The sequence below is a fragment of the Ideonella livida genome, from assembly GCF_010499455.1.
Taxonomy (GTDB): domain Bacteria; phylum Pseudomonadota; class Gammaproteobacteria; order Burkholderiales; family Burkholderiaceae_C; genus Ideonella; species Ideonella livida.
In genome coordinates this window covers 139631-153373 of the sequence record NZ_JAAGOH010000011.1, presented here as the reverse complement: position 1 = coordinate 153373, position 13743 = coordinate 139631, and the positions used below count along the sequence as shown (strand labels likewise).

The following is a 13743-nucleotide window of genomic DNA, read 5'->3' as shown; positions in this document are numbered from 1 at the left end:
CGTCGCCGGTGCCGCCGACCAGGGTGTCATCGCCGGCGCCGTCGGTCAGGGCGTCGTTGCCGGCGCCGCCGTCGATGGAGTCGTTGCCGGCTTCGCCAAAGAGGTTGATGTCGGTGCCGCTGCCGCCGAGGAGGGTGTCGTCTCCCTCGCCGGCGTAGACGTTGCCCCAGCCCCAGACGTGGCTGCTGCCCAGCTCGATCCAGTCGTTGCCGGCGCCGGTGCTGATGTAGTCGTCGCTGCCCCAGCTGCCGGTGTGCACCGTGTCATCGCCGCTGCCGGTGCTCAGGTTGATCGCCTCCACCTCCTGCAGTTGGTGTGCGCCCACCTGGCCGGCCAGCGGTTGGCGCAGGTCCACGGTCAGGGCCGCGGTGGCGTCGCCCAGGTAGGCGGAGACCCGGTCCCAACCTTCGCCGCCCACCAGGGTGTCGGCGCCGTCGCCGGCATACAGCAGGTCGTCACCCTCACCGCCCAGCAGGCTGTCGTCCCCAGCGCCGCCGTCCAGCACGTCGTTGCCTTGCCCGCCGTCCAGCAGGTCGCGGCCGGTGCCGCCCCACAGCTGGTCATGGCCTTCGCCGCCTTGCAGGGTGTCACGGCCGGCCCGGCCTTCCAGCCAGTTGTGGCCGGCATTGCCGACGATCAGGTTGCCCTTGGCGTTGCCGATGCCGGCCAGGTCGCCGCTGCCCATGAGCCGCAGCTCCTCCAGCCGCCCGCCCAGCTGGTAGCTGGTCCAGGCCTGGACCACGTCCCAGCCTTCGCCCGGCCGCTCCTTGATCACGTCGCCGGCGCTGTCCACCACATAGGTGTCGTCACCCAAACCCCCGCGCAGGGTGTCGTCGCCCGCGCCGCCGTCGAGCAGGTCGTCCTTGTCGGTGCCGCGCAGCAGGTCGTCCCCCTCTGTGCCGGTGACGGTCTTGTCGGCGGAGGCGGCGGGATGCCGGCGGGCAAGGTGTGCAGAGGCCATGGCGTGTCTTCCTGGAAAGTGAGGTGGGATGGCCGGGGTTGTAACGGCTGGTGCGTTACCCCGGCGTTATTGGGTGCGGGTCACGCCGCTTCAGTTTGGGGGGGAGGGTTCGGTTGTGCCGGAATGGAGCAGCTTGTGACACCTGGTGGTCGGCTCACCGGCTGGCGCGGGCTTCTGGCGGGGAAAGTGCCGGCTGTTCGCGGCGGCGGCCCTGCGGTCTGATGCGGGACAGTCCCCATCTCAGCGCCTTTTTGGCCCCTGCACCGTGTTTCACCCCCGCCGTTCCCTGACCCTGTTTTCCGCCAGGCCTCCGTGTGGGCCTGCGCCTGTGGCGCATGCCTTGGCTTGTGCACTGGGCCTGCCCCTGCTGCCAGCCCTGGCCCATGCGACAGAGCCCCCGTTGGAGGAGGCCGTTGAGCGTGTGGTGGTCACCGGTGCGGTGCAGCCCGGCCGCGTGATGGCCATGCCCTATGCCGTCAGCGTGGTCGACCGCGAGGCCCTGCGCCTGTCGGGCCCCGGCGTGAACCTGAGCGAGGCCATGGCCCGGGTGCCGGGCCTGGTGGTCAACAACCGCGCCAACTATGCGCAGGACCTGCAGATCAGTGCCCGCGGCTTTGGCGCGCGCGCCGGCTTTGGCGTGCGGGGCGTGCGCCTGTACGCTGATGGCATTCCGGCCAGCGGCCCGGATGGCCAGGGCCAGGTCTCGCACTTCAACCTGGGCGACGCCCAGCGGGTGGAGGTGCTGCGCGGCCCCTTTTCCGTGCTCTATGGCAACAGCTCTGGGGGTGTCATCAACCTCATCAGCGCCCCGGTGGACCGGGCTGAGGCCGAGCTGGCGCTGGATGCCGGCTCCTTTGGGCTGCGCCAGGCCCGAGCCCGTGTGGCAGGCCCCCTGGGCCAGGGTTGGGACGCCCGCTTGAGCCTGTCGCAGTTCCGCTGGGACGGCTTTCGGGAACACAGCGCCGCCGAGCGCACCCAGGCCCACCTGCGGCTGGGCTGGACCGGGGCCAGCGACCGGGTGGTGCTGGTGGCCGGCTACTTTGACCAGCCTTCTGACGACCCCCTGGGCCTCAAGCCCGCCGACTTTGCGGCCGACCCGCTGCAGACCGTGCCCGAGGCCGAGCAGTACAACACCCGCAAAGTGGCCCGCCAGACCCAGCTGGGCCTGAGCTGGCGCCACGACTTTGGCGAAGACGGCCCCCTGCGCGAGAGCCTGCTGAGCGCCTACAGCGGCCAGCGCGGCGTCACGCAGTGGCAGGCCATTCCCGTGGGCACGCAAGGCAACCCCCGCCATGGTGGCGGGGTGGTGGACTTTGACCGCGACTACAACGGGCTGGAGGCGCGCCTGCGCTGGCAGTTGGACACGGTGGCCCTGGTCACTGGCCTGGCCTGGGACCGGCAGGTTGACGACCGGCGTGGCTACGAGAACTTCATCGGCAGCACCCTGGGCGTGACCGGTGCCCTGCGCCGCGAGGAGGACAACACCGCCCGCAGCCGCGACGCCTACGCCCAGGCCGACTGGCCGCTGGCGGCGGACTGGACCGCCAGTGCCGGCGTGCGCAGCGGCCGCGTCCGCTATGTCACCGAGGACCACTACGTCAAACCGCCCAATGTGGACGACTCCGGTGCCCTGGCCTACGACTACACCAACCCGGTGCTGGGCTTGCGCTGGCAGCTGGACCCCGGCTGGCAGCTCCATGCCAGCGTGGCGCGGGGTTTTGAGGCGCCCACCCTGGGCGAGCTGGCCTACCGACCGGACGGCGCAGGTGGCTTCAACACGGCGCTCAAGCCGCAGGTGAGCCGGCAGCTGGAAGTGGGCGGCAAATGGCGCCGCCACGGCTGGGCGCTGGACCTGACGGCCTTCCTCAACCGCGTGAGCGACGAGCTGGCCACCCTGACCAACAGCGGCGGCCGCTCTACCTTCCAGAACGTGGGCGACACCCGCCGCCAGGGCCTGGAGCTGGCCGGCCGCTGGCAGTTGGCGCCGCAGTGGCGCGCCCAGACCGCACTGACCTGGCTGCAGGCCGAGTACCTGGACGCCTTCAAGGCCTGCGCCGGCACCCCCTGCACCAGCCCCAGCCTGCTGGTGCCGGCGGGCAACCGCATTGCCGGCACCCAGGGTCGCGCCGCATGGGCCGAGCTGGCCTGGCAGGGCGGGCACTGGGGCGAATGGGCGGTGGAGGCCCGCGGCGTGGGCCGTGTCCAGGCCAACGATGCCAACACCGCCTCAGCCGCCGGCCACGGCCTGGCCGCCCTGCGCTGGAGCCAGCGCTACGCCCTGAGCGGCGCCCAGCGCCTGGAGGTCCTGGCGCGGGTCGACAACCTGGCCGACCGCCGCTACGCCGGCAGCGTCATCGTCAACGACGGCAACGGCCGCTACCTGGAAACCGGCAGCCCCCGTGCTGTGCTGCTGGGCCTGCGCTGGGTCGGGGGCCTCTGAGCGGCCTTCGGCTGCCCCCCCCCACGTCCCGGCGGCGCCTTCTCCTGATCCAAGCCCGGAGGTCCCATGTCCCCGTCACGCCTCTCGATCCCGGTCGCGCCCCACCTGGCGCGGTGGACGCGGGTGCCCGCCTGGACCCTGGCCCTGGCCTGGGCCCTGGGCGGCGCGGCCATGGCCCAGACCTCTGCGCCCCCCGGGGCCCCGGGGGTGGCCGACGCCTTCGAGGGCGATCCCTTCCGCTCGCTGCCCTGGGTTGACATGCGTCGGGAGTACCTGGGGCCACAGGCCCAGGTGCGCTGGGAGGCGCGGGTGCGGGTCCAGGGCCCGGACTTTGCCGAAGACCCGATGAACGTCCCCATCCACGTGCAGGTCGACCCCGCCCTGGGGCCCGTGCGCCAGATCACCGTGCTGGTGGACCGCAACCCCATCCGCCGGGTGGTGGACTACTTCCCGGTGCAGGCCTTGCCCAGCCTGTCTTTCCGCTTCAAGCTGGAGCAGGCTTCGCCCGTGCGGGCGGCGGTGCAGACCGCCGACGGGGTCTGGCATGTGGGCGGCACCTGGGTGGAGTCCGCCGGCGGCGGCTGCACCGTCAGCGGCGCCACGCGCAAGGACGGCAGCTGGTCCCAGACCCTGGGGGAGGTCAGTGGCCGGCTCTTCAGCGGCCTGCCTGAAGGGGCGGGCGCCGCCTCGCGCCTGCGGCTGCGGGTCATGCATCCCATGGACACCGGGCTGGTCGGTGGCATTCCCGCCTTCTTCGTCAACCGCCTCTCGGTGCGGGATGCGCAGGACCGCGAACTGGCCCGCCTGCACAGCTACGAACCTGTCAGCGAGAACCCGGTGTTCAGCTTCGACTTTGCCCAACCGCCCGCCGGCGGCGTGCGCATCGTCGGCAGCGACAACAACGGCAACCGCATCACCAGCCGCCTGGAGTGAGACCCGTGACCGCCGGTGCCACCATGTTCCGCCGCTCCCGCCTCGTCGAATCGCGCCTGTGGCGCCGCGTCACGCCGGGGCTGCGCCTGCTCCTGCTGGCCTGCCTGCTGGTGGGCCTGGCCGCCGCCTTGCCGGTGCTGGCACAGCCTGTGGCCGGCGCCGCCGCCGACCTCCCGACCCCCCGGGCTGATGCCGCCCGCCTGGACTACCGCCTGCAGGCCCGTCCGCTGGCCCCGGGCGCTTGGGTGGTGGAGGGCGACAACGCTGACTTCAGCGTGCCCAACGGCTGCAACATCATCAACACCGCCTTCTTTGCCACCGGAGCCGGCGTGGTGGTGGTCAACACCGGCACCAGCCGGCGCTACGGCGAGCAGCTGCGCGCCCTCATCGCCCGCACCACCCCCGAGCCGGTGGTGCGTGTGCTGCACCTCAACCTGCACCCCGACTACTTCCTGGGCAACCAGGCCTTTGCCGATGTGCCCCGTGCGGCCACTGCCGCCACCCGGGCTGGCATCGCCCGGGAGGCCGCCGCCTACGAGACCAACCTCTACCGCCTGTGCGGGGACTGGATGCGCGGCACCGAGGCCCTGGCCCCCGACCAGGAACTCGAGGCGGCGGTCCGCACCGGCGTGCTGCAGGTGGGCCAGCGCCGCTTCGAGCTGCTGGAGCTGCAGGGCCACACCGAGAGCGACCTGGTGCTGTTCGAGCCCCAGTCCGGCGTGCTGCTGGCTGGCGGCCTGGTCTTTGTCCAGCGGGTGCCCACCACCCCCCATGCCCAGTTGGGGCCCTGGCGGGCCAGCTTGGCGCGGCTGGCGGACTGGGCGGCCCCCCGCGGGGTGCGCTGGCTGGTGCCCAGCCACGGGCCGGTGCAGGCCCTGTCCGGCGGACCGGCGGTGGCGGCCGCCACCCAGGGCACCGACCGCTACCTCGACTGGCTGGACCGCCACTTCAGCCGCTGGGCGGCACAGGGCGGGGACATGAACGACGTCATCCGGGCCGAGGTGCCGGTCGAGTTCCGTGCCTGGGCCGCCTTTGGCACCGAGTACCTGCGCAACGTCGCCCACCTTTATCCCGCCTATGAGCGGCAGGTGATGGCGCCCGGCCGTCCGGCCGCACGCTGAGGGCGCGCCCGGGCGTCAGCCGGCGGCGCCGCGGCCTTGGGCCGCGGCCCGGCAGTCCGGGCATTGGCCATACAAGGTCAGCTCATGGCCCTGCACCTCAAAGCCCGGCGGCGCCAGCCGGCCCAGATCACCCGGGCAGGCATGCACGTCGAACACCCGCTGACAGCCCAGACACTGGAAATGGTGGTGGTGGTGGTGGGTGGTGGCCTCGTAGCGCACCCCGTCGCCCGGCAGCGTCACCGCCTGGATCAGGCCCGCCTCCAGCAGCGACTTGATGTTGCGGTAGACCGTGGCCAGGCCGATGCCCGGCACGGCGTCGCGCGCGCCCTCCAGGATCTCCGGGGGTGAGAGGGGGCGTCCGGCCTGCTCGATCAGGTTGCGGATGGCGGTGCGCTGGCGGGTCGAACGTTCCATGGGCCGGAGGCAGCGGGGTGGGGCGGCCCGCATTCTCGCCGCTGCGGCCCGTGCCGGGGGGGCCGCCTCTCCATCCACCCGTTTCGCCGGACGCCAAACCCTTGCACGCCGATATTGAGAGTGCATTTGCAATAATGGCCATCTGCGTGCCCCGAGCCGCCGGCATCCCTGCCGGCCGGGTGCCTGCGCCCCACCGCCATGACCGCCCACGCCGCCACCGCCCTGGAACCCCTGGACCGCCACCCGCCCTTGCCGCGGGCCGGTGACGCCGCGGCCCCCGTCGGCGGCTCGGTGATGGCCTGGGCCACGGCCCGGTCCGCGGGGCCGGCCCTGCCGCCGCCCTCGGTGGTCTGGTCCGGCCTGGGGGCACGCCTGGCGGTGGTGGCTCCGGCGCTGGCCTTGCTGTGGCTGGCCGTGGCCTGGGCGCTGGCCGGTCAGGGCGGATGAGCGTGGCCGAGGCGGGACTGGCGCTGCAGGGTCTGGCGGCCTGGCAGGCCGGCCGGCAGGTGGCCGGCCCGGTCCATGGCACGCTGGCCATTGGCAGCTTCACCGCCCTGGTGGGCGCCAACGGCGCGGGCAAGGGCAGCCTGCTGCAGGCCTTGCAGGCCGCCTGGGTGGCCGGGCCGGGCGCGGCGCGGCCGGGGTGGTGGTCGCGGCTGGGGGCCCTGGCGGGCCGCCAGGCGTCGGCTTCCCGCAGCCAGGCCGGGGGGGCCGCGTTTGCCGGGCGGGTGCAGTGGCAGCCGCCCCCGGGCGGCTCGGCACTGCACCCGCGCCTGGTGGTGCTGCCCCAGCAGCATGGGGTGGACCGCAGCCTGCCGCTGACCGTCTGGGACCTGCTGCTCATGGGGTTTTGGCCTCGGTTGGGTGCCTGGCGGCCACTGGACGCAGCCCACCGCCGGCAGGCGCAGGCGGTGCTGGAAGACTTTGGCCTGGGCGGCCTGGCCCCGCGGCTGCTGGCCGAGCTTTCGGGCGGCCAGTTCCAGCGCCTGCGCCTGGCCCGACTGGCGCTGATGGATCCGGCCATTCTGCTGCTGGACGAGCCCTTCACCGCCCTGGACGAGGCCGGTTCGGCCTGGCTGCTCACCCGGCTGCAGACCTGGGCGGCGGAAGGCCGCATCGTGCTGGCCGTGCTGCATGACCTGGCGCTGGCCCGCCGTGCCGTGCCCCAGGCCCTGTGGCTGGAGCAGGGCCGGGTGCGGGCCTGGGGCCCTGCCGACCAGGTGCTGGCCCCGCACCGCGCCGATGCGGGTCTGTCCGACGCCGGAGCTGTCCATGGCTGAACTCTGGCAACTCCTGGCCACACCGCTGGCGGCCACCCTCTGGCAGCCCTTTGCCGAGTTCGGGTTCATGCGTCGGGCCCTGGTGGCCTGTCTGGCGCTGGCCCTGGCGGCCGGGCCGGTGGGCACCCTGCTGGTGCTGCGGCGCATGAGCCTGGTGGGCGATGCCATGGCCCATGCCCTGCTGCCCGGTGCCGCCCTGGGCTACTGGGTGGCGGGCCTGTCGCTGCCGGCCATGAGCCTGGGCGGCTTTGCCGCGGCCATGGTGGTGGCCCTGCTGGCGGTGGCCGTGGCCCGCCTGACCCCGCAGCGCGAGGAGACCAGCTTTGCGGCCTTCTACCTGCTGGCGCTGGCTGCCGGGGTGATGCTGCTGTCGCTGCGGGCCAGCAGCGTGGACCTGCTGCATGTGCTGTTCGGCAGCGTGCTGGCGGTGGACGACGAGGCGCTGTGGGCGGTGGCGGGCACCGCCAGCCTCACCGTGGCAGGTCTGTCGCTGCTGTTGCGGCCGCTGCTCATGGACACCGCCGATCCGGCTTTTGCCCGCAGCGTCGGCCTGCGCGGTGGCGGGGTGCACCTGGCCTTCATGGTGCTGGTGGTGGCCACCCTGGTCAGCGGCTTCCAAGCCCTGGGCAGCCTGATGGCCGTGGGCCTGATGATGCTGCCGGCGGCCAGCGCCCGGTTCTGGGCCCGCCGGCTGGGCGGGCTGATGGCCGTCTCCACAGCTGGGGTGGCGCTCAGTAGCGTCTGCGGCCTGCTGCTCTCCTTCCACCTCAACGTCCCCTCCGGGCCGGCCATCGTGCTGTGCGCCGGGGGCGCCTATTGCCTGTCCCTGCTGCTGGGCCGCCATGACAGCGCCTGGGCCCGCTGGCGTGTCCGCCGGCTGGCCGGGCAGGGCCCCGTCACCTCTGCCCCAGGGCCCAGCCCATGACCCCTACCCGTCTTCTGATCTCCCGTCCTGCGGGCCTGCGTCGGCGCGCTGCCCTGGGCCTGGCCCTGGGCTCGGCGCTCCCGCCGGTGCTGGCGCAGCCCGACGCCGCGGCGACCCCGGCCGCCACGCCCCCGCTGCGGGTGGTGGCCAGCTTTTCCATCCTGGCCGATCTGGTCGCCCAGGTCGCCGGCCCAGTGGCCGAGGTCAGCGCCCTGGTGGGCCCTGACGCCGATGCCCACGTCTACCAGCCCACCCCGGCCGACGTGCGCCGCCTGGCGCAGGCCGATCTGGTGGTGGTCAACGGCCTGCACTTTGAGGGGTGGCTGCAGCGCCTGGTGCGCAGCGCCGGCTACCGCGGCCCGGTCCTGGTGGTCAGCCAAGACATCCAGCCGCGCCAGCAAGGCGGGCATGCCGATCCCCATGCCTGGCAGAGCCTGGGACATGCGCGGCGTTACGTGGCCCGCATCGCCCAGACGCTGCAGGGCTTGCGGCCCGGGCAGGCCGCCAGCCTGCAGGCCCGGGCCCAGGCCTATGACCAGCAGCTGGCGGCGCTGGACCAGCGCCTGCGCGCCGACTTTGCTGCCTTGCCGCCTGAGCGCCGGCGCCTGATCACCGGCCACGACGCCTTCGGCTACCTGGCCGAGGCCTATGGCCTGACCCTGCTGGCCCCCCGCGGCGTCAACACCGAGCAGGACGCCTCGGCCGCCGACGTGGCGCGCATCATCCGGCAGATCCGCAGCGAGCGGGTGCCAGCCGTCTTCCTGGAGAACGTGAGCGATCCGCGACTGGTGCGGCGCCTGGCCGAGGAGGGGGGCGCCCGCCTTGGCGGTCAGCTCTACTCGGATGCGCTCTCCGGTCCCGGCGGCCCAGCCGCCACCTACCTGCAGCTCTACCAGCACAACGCCCGCACCCTGCTGGAGGCGTTGCGCTGACCTGTCCGCCCTGGAGGCCCCATGAGTCCTGTGCCTGCTGCGTCCTCTTCTCGCCCCCTCCTGCCGTGGACGGGTGGGTGTGCCGGCCCGGCCCGTGTCCGGGTGCTGGCGGTAGCCGGTGGCCTGGCTGTCTGGATGGCGGCCCCGTCCGCGCAGGCGCAGCACGGGCATGCCGCCCATGTCCACGGTCAGGCCCGTCTGGAGCTGGGTTGGGACGTCGGGCCGGCGGGTGGCCAGCTCAGCCTGGCGTTGGAGGCCCCGCTGGAGAGCCTGCTGGGCTTTGAACATGCGCCGCGCACCGCCGCCCAGCGCCAGGCCGCCCAGGCTTTGCTGGGCCGCCTGCGCACCGCCCAGGGCCTGTGGACCCTACCTGCCGAGGCAGACTGCCGCCTGGCCCAGGCCCAGGTGCAGGCGCCGGTGCTGGAGGCTGCCCCAGCCCCCGGCGCGGCGACGCCGGACGCAGACGGCCATGCCGAGTTGCAGGCGCAGTGGCGCTACGACTGCGCCCGGCCCGCAGCGCTGACCGGCCTGCAGCTGCATCTGCAAGGCCAATTCGCCCCGCTGCGCCGGCTGGAGGTGCAGGCCGCGGTGCCGGGTGGCCAGTTCCGCCGCGTGCTGGGCCGCCAGGACCGCGGCGAGCTGCGCTGGGGCCGCTGATGGCCGCACCCGTGCTGTGCTGGAGCGCGCTGCGCCAGGCCTGGCCGGGCCAGCCCCTGCTGCTGGACCTGCCGCCCGGCCAGGTGGCCGTCGGCGAACGCCTGTTCCTGCACGGCCCCAGCGGCTGTGGCAAGAGCACGCTGCTGGCCTTGTTCTGCGGCATGCTGACCGCCCAGAGCGGGCAGGTGAGCCTGCAGGGCCAGGACTGGGCGGCCCTGCCGGCGGGCCGGCGGGACGCCTGGCGTGCCACCCACCTGGGCTTTGTGGGCCAGCAGTTCAACCTGCTGCCCTGGTGGCCGGCGCTGGACAACGTGCTGCTGCCCGCCCGCTTCTCGCCTGCACGGGCCCGTGCTGCCGCCGCCGCGGCCGGTGGCCTGGAGGCCGCGGCGCTGGACCTGCTCGAGCGCATGGGCCTGTCGCCGGCGCTGGCCCGCCAGCCCGCCGGCCAGCTCTCCGTGGGCCAGCAGCAGCGCGTGGCGGCAGCCCGGGCGCTGCTGGGCGGCCCGGCCCTGCTGGTGGCCGACGAGCCGACCTCCGCCCTGGACGAGGACAGCCGTGCCGCCTTCCTGCAGACCTGGCAGCAGGCCTGCGCGCAGGCCGGCAGCGCCCTGGTGCTGGTCAGCCACGACCGTCGCCTGGCCGAGGGTTTTGACCGCGTGCTGCACCTGCCCAGTCTCAACCGCGCCGGCCCGCCGGCCGGCACCCGGAAAGGCCTGTCATGAATCCGCGTTGGCACCGCAGTGGCGGCGGCCCCGGGGCCGGCGCCACCCTGCTGCGGCTGGCCGTGGGCAGTGCCTGGCACCGTCGCTTTGTGCTGGGCCTGGGGGTGGCCGCCGTGGCCCTGGCCAGCCTGCTGCTGGTGGGGTTGGAGCAGTTGCGCCACGACCTGCGGCGCAGCTTCAGCCAGAGCCTGAGCGGCACGGACCTGGTGGTGGGGCCGCGCACCGGCTCGGTGCAGCTGCTGCTCTATGCCGTCTTCCACCTCGGGCAGCCGGCCCATGCCTTGGGCTGGGGCAGCGTGCAGGCCTTGGCCGGGCACCGTGCGGTGGACTGGGTGGTGCCGGTGGCGCTGGGCGACAGCTTCCGCGGTTTTCCGGTGGTGGGCACCACCCGCGCCTATCTGGACCATCTGCAGGTGGGCGACCGGCAGCCTCTGCGCCTGGCCCGGGGCCGCTGGTTTGTGGGCGAGCCCGGGCCTCAGGGCGAGTCCGGGCCGCTGGCCGAGGTGGTGCTGGGCGCCGAGGTGGCCCGGCGCCTGGGGTTGGGCCTGGAGGCGCAGGTGGTGCTGGCCCATGGCGATGGGGCGCTGGCCGAGAACGATCACACCGAACTGCCTTTTCGGGTGGTGGGGGTGCTGGCGCCCACCGGCACCCCGGTGGACCGGGCCCTGCACGTCAGCTTGAGTGCGCTGCAGGCCCTGCATGTGGACGGGTTGAGTGGGGTAGGGGGCCTGGGCGCCTTGGGGGCCTGGGCGGGCCTGCCCGGCATGGGCGGGCCGCGGGCCGAGGGTCAGCCCGGGGGGGCGACCCCCGGCGCGCGCGACTGGCGGCAGGTGGACCTGCGGCCGCGCAGCGTCACCGCTGCCTTCGTCGGGCTCAAGAGCCGGGCGGCGGTCTTCTCGGTGCAGCGCTGGGTGGCGCAGCAGGGGCCGGAGCCGGCGATGGCGGTGCTGCCCGGGGTGGTGTTGGATGAGCTCTGGGACGTGCTGGGCCCGATGGAGGAGGCCCTGCTCGGTGCCAGCCTGCTGGTGGGCGCGGTCAGCCTGAGCGGCCTGGTGCTGGCCTTGCTGGCGGGTCTGGAATCGCGCCGGCGTGAGCTGGCCCTGCTGCGGGCGGTGGGGGCGGGACCACGCCATGTGCTGGCCCTGCTGGCGCTGGAGGCCGCCCTGCTCACCGCCGCCGGGGTGCTGGCGGGTGCCCTGCTGGCCTGGGTGGCCATGGCCGCCCTGCGCGAGCCTTTGCTGCAGACCTGGGGCATCGTGCTGCAGCCGGGCTGGCCCTTGCCCGGGCAGTGGCGGGCGCTGGGCGCGGTGCTGGCGGGCGGCGTGCTGGCCGGCCTGCTGCCGGGATGGCGCGCCTACCGGCTCTCGCTGCAGGATGGTCTTACCCCCCGGGACTGAAGGCCGGCCGTATGCTGCGGCCTGGGCGGGCGGCCCCAGTTGGCAGCCCCTCCCAGGCCCGGCCCGCCACGCCTGCCCGCCACACCTGCCCGCCACCCCGCGCTGCCCCAGACCTCCACCCTTGCCTGCCTACCCCTGAGCCCTTTGGCCTGCGTGACATGACCCCCGCCTCCGACCTTCCCTCCCGGCTGCGCCGACGCGGCCTGTTGCAGACCCTGGCCGCGCTCGCCCTGGGCCACGCCGCCACCTGGCCAGTGCGCGCCGCCCCGCGCGAGATCAAGTGGCTGGAGCTGGTGCCCGCCGGCTGGGACCCCTTCGGTCCGCTGCGCCAGCAGCTGCAGGGGCGCGACGCCGCGAGCTTGTCGGACGGGGATCCCCAGGTGCTGGAGCTGATGCGCCAGGTCCGCCAGCTCTGGGATGCCGCCCCCACGGTGCCGGCCATGGACGGGGTGACGGGCCGCATCCCCGGCTACATCGTGCCGCTGGACGATGCCAGCCAGGGCCTGCGTGAGTTCCTGCTGGTGCCCTATTTCGGCGCCTGCATCCACCAGCCCCCGCCACCGGCCAACCAGATCCTGCGGGTGGTGGTTTCCGGTGCGCCGCTCAAGGGCTACCGCACCATGGACACCGTCTGGCTCACCGGCACCCTGCGCATCGAACGCCAGGACACCGCCCAGGGCGCCAGCGGCTACCGCCTAGAGCTGCAGCGCATCGATCGCTACACCGCCAGCACCCGCGAGCGCTGAGGGGCCGTCAGTCCTCGTCCTCGGTCGGGCCGTCCTGGGCCAGGGCGGGTGCCCCGGCGGTGGCCGCTTCCTTGGGGTGGCGGAAATGCCACCAAGGCAGGGCCTTGGTCAGTGAGAGGACTTCGCCCGGCTGGCTGGCACCGTAGCCGGCCAGGCCCGCCAGCAGGCGCGGCCAGGCCGGGTCCTGCAGCACCTGGCACAGCTTGATCACCGCGGGGTGCTCCAGCGCCTCCTTCAGGCACACCAGAAAGTACTCCTCCTCCACCAGCGGGATGAAGTCCAGGCCGAAGGCTCGGGCGGCCGCCTCGATACCCACGCCGGCGTCGCCCAGGCCGCTGGCCACGGCGGCGGCCACGGCCATGTGACTGTCCTCCACCGTGTGGTGGTAACTGCCGATGAGGGACGGGTCCACCCCGGCCTGCGCCAGCAGGTGGTCGGTCAGCAGCCGGGTGCCCGAGCCCGGCTGCCGGTTGATGAAGCGCAGCGGGCTGTGTGCCAGCTCGGTCAGGCTGCGCAGCCGCAGCGGGTTGCCGTGGGCCACCATCAGCCCCTGCTGGCGCCGTGTGCAGCCGATGAGCTTGTGGCGACCGGGCTTGAGCAAGGGCTTGAGCCCCTGGGCAAAGACCCCGCCGCCATCTTCCAGCCGCGGTACATGGAATCCGGCCACGCCGCAGCGCCCCTCGGCCAACGCCCGCAGCGCGTCCATGCTGCCGGCAAAGCGCAGGTCAATGTGCAGGCGGTGGCCGGCGCTGGCCTGCTCGCGCATCAGCGGCAGCGCCAGGTCGTGGCTGGCATAGACCGTCAGCACCTGCTGGGTGCCGTCCAGCGCCTCGGCCAGCACCCGCTCCAGCTCGGCGCGCAGCGCCTCGATGTGCGGCGTGAGCCGGGCGCGGGCACGGGTCTCGGCCCACAGCAGGCGCTCGGCAAAGGGCGTCAGCCGTGCGGGCTGGCCCTGCGCCCAGGTCACCAGCTTCTCGCCCATCACCTCCTCCCACTGCCGCAGCGCGCCCCACACATGCCGGTAAGAGGCGCCCATGGCCTTGGCCGCATGCTGGATGGAGCCGTGCTCACGCACCGCGGTGAGCAGGTCAAACAAGGGGTTCTGCACCTCCGCCCCCCGCTGGCCCTGGGGGTGGAAGCTGTACTGAAGGTGGACGCCGCGTGATTGCATGGCGCCGATTGTGCGTGCCGGGCCCGGCGGTCCCGACCCTGCAG

General features: G+C 73.8%; 14 protein-coding genes. 11 read left to right on the top strand and 3 right to left on the bottom strand.

The features are described from left to right. A partial coding sequence (locus tag G3A44_RS11240) for a calcium-binding protein (RefSeq protein WP_163457608.1) occupies positions 1-961 on the bottom strand: 961 nt, incomplete at its 3' end. A gap of 340 nt (positions 962-1301) precedes the next feature. On the opposite strand from G3A44_RS11240, the gene G3A44_RS11235 reads away from it, so the two are divergent. The 3 genes from G3A44_RS11235 (at position 1302) to G3A44_RS11225 (ending at position 5455) form a co-directional block, all read left to right on the top strand. After that, positions 1302-3401, top strand: a complete 2100-nt coding sequence (locus tag G3A44_RS11235; RefSeq protein ID WP_239061813.1) for a TonB-dependent receptor family protein — start codon at positions 1302-1304, stop codon at positions 3399-3401. A 66-nt stretch (positions 3402-3467) separates the two neighbouring features. Beyond that, entirely contained in the window at positions 3468-4334 is an 867-nt protein-coding gene (locus tag G3A44_RS11230) for a quinoprotein dehydrogenase-associated SoxYZ-like carrier (RefSeq protein ID WP_239061812.1), read from the top strand. Positions 4335-4339: 5 nt separating this feature from the next. Beyond that, positions 4340-5455 carry a quinoprotein relay system zinc metallohydrolase 1 gene (locus tag G3A44_RS11225; protein WP_310734362.1) on the top strand — a complete coding sequence of 372 codons (1116 nt, stop codon included), beginning with the start codon at positions 4340-4342 and terminating at the stop codon, positions 5453-5455. 15 nt (positions 5456-5470) lie between these two features. Here G3A44_RS11225 and G3A44_RS11220 read toward each other — a convergent pair whose 3' ends face one another. After that, positions 5471-5869: a Fur family transcriptional regulator gene (locus tag G3A44_RS11220; RefSeq protein WP_163457607.1), complete on the bottom strand. Its 399-nt coding sequence runs from the start codon at positions 5867-5869 to the stop codon at positions 5471-5473. Between the two features lie 198 nt (positions 5870-6067). Here G3A44_RS11220 and G3A44_RS11215 point away from each other — a divergent pair, with 198 nt between their 5' ends. From G3A44_RS11215 to G3A44_RS11180, 8 genes are all read left to right on the top strand, one after another. Next, entirely contained in the window at positions 6068-6316 is a 249-nt protein-coding gene (locus G3A44_RS11215) for a hypothetical protein (protein WP_163457606.1), read from the top strand. Then, positions 6313-7149, top strand: coding sequence for a metal ABC transporter ATP-binding protein (locus G3A44_RS11210; RefSeq protein ID WP_163457605.1), 837 nt, complete (start codon positions 6313-6315; stop codon positions 7147-7149). The genes G3A44_RS11215 and G3A44_RS11210 overlap by 4 nt, the downstream gene beginning before the upstream one ends. Continuing rightward, positions 7142-8074: a metal ABC transporter permease gene (locus G3A44_RS11205; RefSeq protein WP_163457604.1), complete on the top strand. Its 933-nt coding sequence runs from the start codon at positions 7142-7144 to the stop codon at positions 8072-8074. The genes G3A44_RS11210 and G3A44_RS11205 overlap by 8 nt, the downstream gene beginning before the upstream one ends. Then, positions 8071-9006 carry a metal ABC transporter substrate-binding protein gene (locus tag G3A44_RS11200; RefSeq protein ID WP_163457603.1) on the top strand — a complete coding sequence of 312 codons (936 nt, stop codon included), beginning with the start codon at positions 8071-8073 and terminating at the stop codon, positions 9004-9006. Before G3A44_RS11205 ends, G3A44_RS11200 begins: the two co-directional genes overlap by 4 nt. A gap of 135 nt (positions 9007-9141) precedes the next feature. Next, a complete protein-coding gene (locus G3A44_RS11195) occupies positions 9142-9663 on the top strand; it encodes a ZrgA family zinc uptake protein (RefSeq protein ID WP_163457602.1) in 522 nt (173 codons plus the stop codon). Then, on the top strand, positions 9663-10385 hold the full coding sequence (locus tag G3A44_RS11190) for an ABC transporter ATP-binding protein (protein ID WP_163457601.1): 723 nt from the start codon (positions 9663-9665) through the stop codon (positions 10383-10385). Before G3A44_RS11195 ends, G3A44_RS11190 begins: the two co-directional genes overlap by 1 nt. After that, positions 10382-11782, top strand: a complete 1401-nt coding sequence (locus G3A44_RS11185) for an ABC transporter permease (RefSeq protein ID WP_163457600.1) — start codon at positions 10382-10384, stop codon at positions 11780-11782. Before G3A44_RS11190 ends, G3A44_RS11185 begins: the two co-directional genes overlap by 4 nt. Positions 11783-11940: 158 nt before the next feature. Further along, complete coding sequence (locus G3A44_RS11180) at positions 11941-12528, top strand: DUF3299 domain-containing protein (protein ID WP_163457599.1); 588 nt, start codon at positions 11941-11943, stop codon at positions 12526-12528. Between the two features lie 7 nt (positions 12529-12535). Here the strand turns inward: G3A44_RS11180 and G3A44_RS11175 are convergent, their stop codons facing one another. Then, entirely contained in the window at positions 12536-13699 is a 1164-nt protein-coding gene (locus G3A44_RS11175) for a substrate-binding domain-containing protein (protein WP_163457598.1), read from the bottom strand. Positions 13700-13743 lie beyond the last annotated feature (44 nt).

Coding starts and splice junctions, on each gene's coding strand:
- G3A44_RS11230 (WP_239061812.1), top strand. CDS start 3,468: ATGTCCCCGTCACGCCTCTCGATCCCGGTCGCGCCCCACCTGGCGCGG.
- G3A44_RS11220 (WP_163457607.1), bottom strand. CDS start 5,869: ATGGAACGTTCGACCCGCCAGCGCACCGCCATCCGCAACCTGATCGAG.
- G3A44_RS11215 (WP_163457606.1), top strand. CDS start 6,068: ATGACCGCCCACGCCGCCACCGCCCTGGAACCCCTGGACCGCCACCCG.
- G3A44_RS11210 (WP_163457605.1), top strand. CDS start 6,313: ATGAGCGTGGCCGAGGCGGGACTGGCGCTGCAGGGTCTGGCGGCCTGG.
- G3A44_RS11205 (WP_163457604.1), top strand. CDS start 7,142: ATGGCTGAACTCTGGCAACTCCTGGCCACACCGCTGGCGGCCACCCTC.
- G3A44_RS11200 (WP_163457603.1), top strand. CDS start 8,071: ATGACCCCTACCCGTCTTCTGATCTCCCGTCCTGCGGGCCTGCGTCGG.
- G3A44_RS11195 (WP_163457602.1), top strand. CDS start 9,142: ATGGCGGCCCCGTCCGCGCAGGCGCAGCACGGGCATGCCGCCCATGTC.
- G3A44_RS11190 (WP_163457601.1), top strand. CDS start 9,663: ATGGCCGCACCCGTGCTGTGCTGGAGCGCGCTGCGCCAGGCCTGGCCG.
- G3A44_RS11185 (WP_163457600.1), top strand. CDS start 10,382: ATGAATCCGCGTTGGCACCGCAGTGGCGGCGGCCCCGGGGCCGGCGCC.
- G3A44_RS11180 (WP_163457599.1), top strand. CDS start 11,941: ATGACCCCCGCCTCCGACCTTCCCTCCCGGCTGCGCCGACGCGGCCTG.
- G3A44_RS11175 (WP_163457598.1), bottom strand. CDS start 13,699: ATGCAATCACGCGGCGTCCACCTTCAGTACAGCTTCCACCCCCAGGGC.